At 71.1% G+C, this 4,397-nt stretch carries 5 protein-coding genes; 2 read left to right on the top strand and 3 right to left on the bottom strand.

What is annotated here, in order from left to right:
- Together ACIRDX_RS20980 and ACIRDX_RS20975 are read right to left on the bottom strand one after the other, a co-directional pair.
- Positions 1–432, bottom strand: a 432-nt coding sequence (locus ACIRDX_RS20980) for a patatin-like phospholipase family protein (RefSeq protein WP_396627384.1), incomplete at its 3' end; no start/stop codon positions are given.
- Positions 383–856 carry a GreA/GreB family elongation factor gene (locus ACIRDX_RS20975; protein ID WP_396627383.1) on the bottom strand — a complete coding sequence of 158 codons (474 nt, stop codon included), beginning with the start codon at positions 854–856 and terminating at the stop codon, positions 383–385. The genes ACIRDX_RS20980 and ACIRDX_RS20975, both read right to left, overlap by 50 nt.
- 127 nt (positions 857–983) lie before the next feature.
- Here ACIRDX_RS20975 and ACIRDX_RS20970 point away from each other — a divergent pair, with 127 nt between their 5' ends.
- Positions 984–1,823: a TrmH family RNA methyltransferase gene (locus tag ACIRDX_RS20970; protein WP_396627382.1), complete on the top strand. Its 840-nt coding sequence runs from the start codon at positions 984–986 to the stop codon at positions 1,821–1,823.
- Positions 1,824–1,912: 89 nt separating this feature from the next.
- A complete protein-coding gene (locus ACIRDX_RS20965; RefSeq protein ID WP_396627385.1) occupies positions 1,913–3,181 on the top strand; it encodes a replication-associated recombination protein A in 1,269 nt (422 codons plus the stop codon).
- Between the two features lie 475 nt (positions 3,182–3,656).
- Here the strand turns inward: ACIRDX_RS20965 and ACIRDX_RS20960 are convergent.
- A partial coding sequence (locus tag ACIRDX_RS20960; protein WP_396627381.1) for a class I SAM-dependent methyltransferase occupies positions 3,657–4,397 on the bottom strand: 741 nt, incomplete at its 5' end.

Raw genomic sequence — 4,397 nt, 5'->3', positions numbered from 1 at the left:
TTGCACGGCATACGCCAGCGGATACAGCAGCGCGGCGACCACCTGCACGAAGACCGGCAGGGCCAGCACGAGGAAGCAGAGGGCCAACGCCCAGCCGACCACGCGCCACGACAGCCGCCACGGGTAGAGGCGTGCCGCGCGCGGCCCGCTCCAGGCGCCCGAGGGTTGCCACAGGCGTGCCCCGCCGTCCAGCGCCGCCAGCATGGCGCTTGCCGCGCCCATGCCTCGGCCTGCCACGAGGTCGACCTTGACGCCCGCCTCGGCGAGCGCCTGCATCACGCCCGCGTGGTAGGCGCCGGCCGTGCCGGTACCGGTGAAGACCAGCGCCGTCCGCAGGCGTGGCGCATAGGGCGTGCCTGGCGCCGACGTCGCCGCCGGGTCGCTAGTCGTGAATGGTGGCGAGCTTGATGAGCTCGAAGACACGCTGGCCATTGGGGGTCGGCACCGTGACCTCGTCGCCCTCTTCCTTGCCCAGCAGGGCGCGGCCGATCGGCGATGCGGTCGAGATGAGGCCCTTGGCCCCATCCGCGTCCTCGGGCATGACGAGCTGGTACGTGATCGTGCCGCCGCCCTCTTCGCGCAGCGTGACGGTGGACCCGAACGCCACCTTGCCGTGCGGCAGGCGGTCGAGGTTCATCAGCGAGATGTCGGCCATGCGCTTCTTCAGCATGCCGATGCGCGCCTGCAGGAAGGACTGGCGCTCCTTGGCGGCCTGGTACTCGGCGTTCTCGCGCAGGTCCCCGAGCTCGCGCGCACGCTGGATCTCCTTGGGGAGCTCGGTCTTGAGCTCGCGATCCAGGGCAGAGACCTCGTCTTCGAACTTCCGGAGCAGTTGCGCTTTGACTTCCAGTCCCACGGGCATTCCAGCGCTGGCACGACGGGGTCCGACGCGAGCACCCAATTGTGCCGGCGTGACCGCGTGTGTTGGGCCAACGACGCGGAAATCTTACCATAGGGGATCCGCGCGGCTGCCCGCCTCCTCCATGCCAGACACCACGCTCACCAGCCGTCGCCATCCGCTCGTCACCCGCTGCCGGAACGCCGCCGATGGGCACGGTGAGGACGCCCTGCTCGACGGCCCGCACCTGATCGACGAGGCGCTGGCGCACGGGCTGCCAATCTCGGTCGTGCTCGTCGCCGAGGGCGCCGACGCCCGCGCCGAGATCGCGACCCTCGCGGCCCGAGCGACGCGACAGCACGTCCCGGTGCAGTGGGTCACGCCCGCCGTGCTCGACGCGGCAAGTCCGACGCGCACCCCGAGCGGCATCCTCGCGCTCGCCACGCTTGCGCTGCGCCCGATCGACGCGTTGCTCACGCCGGCGCCCGCTCTGGTCACGCTGGCCATCGACGTGCAGGACCCGGGCAACCTCGGAGCGCTCGCGCGCAGCAGCGAGGCCGCCGGCGCCACCGGCCTGCTCGCGGCAGGGTCGAGCGCGCATCCCCTCGGCTGGAAGGTGCTGCGCGGCTCGATGGGCAGCGCGCTGCGCCTGCCCGTGGCGCGCGACACGCACGCGCGGGAGGCCGCCCAGGCCCTGCGCGATGCCGGCCTCCGCCTCGTGGCGCTCGATCCGCGTGCCGACGTCGATCTGCACGGTGCGGACCTCACGGGTCCCCTCGCCATCTGCGCTGGCTCCGAGGGCGCCGGGTTGCCCGCCGACCTGCTGCAGGACGCGGACCTCAGGCTGCGGATCCCGATGCGTGCGCCCGTCGAGTCGCTGAACGTCGCCGTGGCCACCAGTCTCGTGCTGTTCGAGGTCGCGCGGCAACGACGGGAGTCGGGAATCGGTAGCCGGGAATCGCGGATCGAGGCGCATCGGCCATGAGCGAACCGTCGCTGTTCGGTCCAGCTACGCCCGACGGAATCGGCGGACAGGTCCCGCGCGCGGCGGGGCACGTCCCCCTTGCCGATCGCATGCGCCCCCGGACCATCGACGAGATCGTCGGTCAGGAGGCCCTGCTCGCGCCGGGGCGCCCCTTGCGCGAAGCCATCGACCGCGACGTGCTGCAGTCGGTGATCCTCTGGGGCCCGCCCGGCACCGGCAAGACGACGCTGGCGCGCGCGATCGCCCAGGCGACGGAAGCACGCTACGTGCAGTTCAGCGCGGTGCTGTCGGGCGTGAAGGACGTCAAGCAGGTGATGGTCGATGCCGGGGCCGCGCGCCAGCGCGACGGCGCGCGCACGGTCGTCTTCATCGACGAGATCCACCGCTTCAACCGCGCGCAGCAGGATGCCTTCCTGCCGCATGTCGAAGCGGGCGACATCGTGCTCATCGGCGCGACGACGGAGAACCCGTCGTTCGAGGTGAACGCGGCGTTGCTCTCGCGTTCGAAGGTGTTCGTCCTGCAGGCTCTCACGCCCGAGGCCGTCGTCGTCATCCTCGACCGGGCGCTGCGCGACATCGAACGTGGCCTCGGGACCAGCGGCGTCGACGTCGAGGAGGGTGTGCTGCAGGCCATCGCCGTGCATGCCAACGGCGATGCGCGGAGCGCCCTCAACCTGCTCGAACTCGCGGTGAGCGTGGTGCCCGACGCCGAGCCGCGGCTCCTGACGCGCGCGCACCTGCAGCCGCTGGTGTCGCGCCGCACGCTGCGCTACGACAAGTCGGGCGAGGAGCACTTCAACCTCATCTCGGCCCTGCACAAGTCGCTGCGCAACAGCGATCCCGACGCGGCCGTGTACTGGCTGGCGCGCATGCTCGACTCGGGCGAGGACCTGATGTACGTGGCACGGCGACTGGTGCGCTTCGCGTCGGAGGACATCGGCAATGCCGATCCGCAGGCGCTGGTCATCGCCATCGCGGCCCAGCAGGCGGCGCACCTGCTCGGCATGCCGGAGGCCAACACCGCCCTGGCGCAGGCCGCCGTGTATCTCGCGACCGCGCCGAAGAGCAACGCCGTGTATGCCGCGATCAACGCCGCCGCCGAGGCCGCGCGGCGCGACGAGGCCGAGCCGGTCCCGCTGCACCTGCGCAACGCGCCGACGCGCCTGATGAAGCAGCTCGACTACGGCAAGGGCTACGAGTACGCCCACGACGCCGCCGATGCGGTGACGGGCATGGACTGCCTGCCCCCTGCCCTCCAGGGCCGCCAGTTCTACAAGCCCACGGATCGCGGATTCGAGAAGGAGATCGCCCGCAGGCTCGAAGGCTGGCGGGAGATCAAACGGAAGCGCCGGGGGTAATGCCGCGATGCTGCGATGCTGCGATGCCGGGAACTCGCCGCGCGCCGAAGGCGCACTTCGGCGAGTCTTCAATGCCGGGCTGCATCGGCACCTCACGCACCGCCGCTGGCGTTACATCGGTCGTAGGCGTCGACCTTGGTACGCGACACCTGGGTCAATACTCGGTCGAGCTGACATGGGAGAGCAACACGAGGCTGCGGGTCGTCTTCGATTGTGAAGACGAGCGTCAATGCGACACGCGAATCGTCTCGCCTGCGGTCGCGAAGACCGAGGCCAGGGGACTGACCTTCAGATACGTCAACTCGGAGCGGGTTCAGCGTGTGCTGTCGAGCGCCGACTCGCCCGCCTCGCGCTGAGGATGGCCAGCGGCGCAGGCGGACAGTGGCGCCGGCCCGCGCAGACTGATCGTCGGCCGAGGCCGACGCTGCCCTTGGCCCTTCCCTTCCGGCATTCCCGGCATCGCAGCATCGCGGCATTACTTCTGCGCCCGTCCGGCAATCACCGTCAGCGGCCAGTCGACGGCAACGGCGCGCCCAGGCTCGCCCCAGACCTCGCGCAGCTGCGCCTCGACGACATCTACAGGGTCATGGCCGTGCGCGGCGACGTACCGCGAGGTCGCCGACCAGCTGCGCAGGTACGCGCACACCTGCGCGAGCGACCACTGCGTCTGCATGTGGAAGGCGGGCACCTCGACGCGCGCGAACGGGAACGGCAGGTCCGCGTAGCGCCGCTCGACGATGTCACGCTCGGGCGGCCACCAGTCCGCCATCGCGTCGTAGTGGTACGCGTGCACGATGGCGTCGGCGCGCGCGTCCTCGAGCGTGAACGCGGCGTAGGTCCATGCGGCGACCAGGCCGCCCGGACGCGCCACGCGCCGCACCTCGGCGTAGAACGCGTCCAGCGGGAACCAGTGCAACGCCTGCGCGACCGTGACAAGCGACGCCGAGCCGGCGTCGAGGCCAGACGCGTCCGCAGGCGATACGCGATACGTCACCCGCGGGTGCGGCGTGGCGTGCGCCAGTTGCGCGGCACTCGCGTCCGTGGCGATCACGGTCTCGAAGTGGTCGGCCAGCGCCACCGACGCCTGCCCGCTGCCGCAGCCGCAGTCCCACGCAAGGTCACGCGCAGGAGCCTCCGCCGAGAGCCATGCGAACAGCTCGGCCGGATAGGTCGGCCGCGCCTCCACGTAGCGATGCGCGACGACGCCGAAGTGGTC

The sequence above is a fragment of the Luteitalea sp. genome (assembly GCF_044337415.1).
Lineage (GTDB): Bacteria > Acidobacteriota > Vicinamibacteria > Vicinamibacterales > Vicinamibacteraceae > Luteitalea.
Note: the sequence above shows the minus strand (reverse complement) of the source record. Positions and strands in the feature narration are given on the sequence as shown.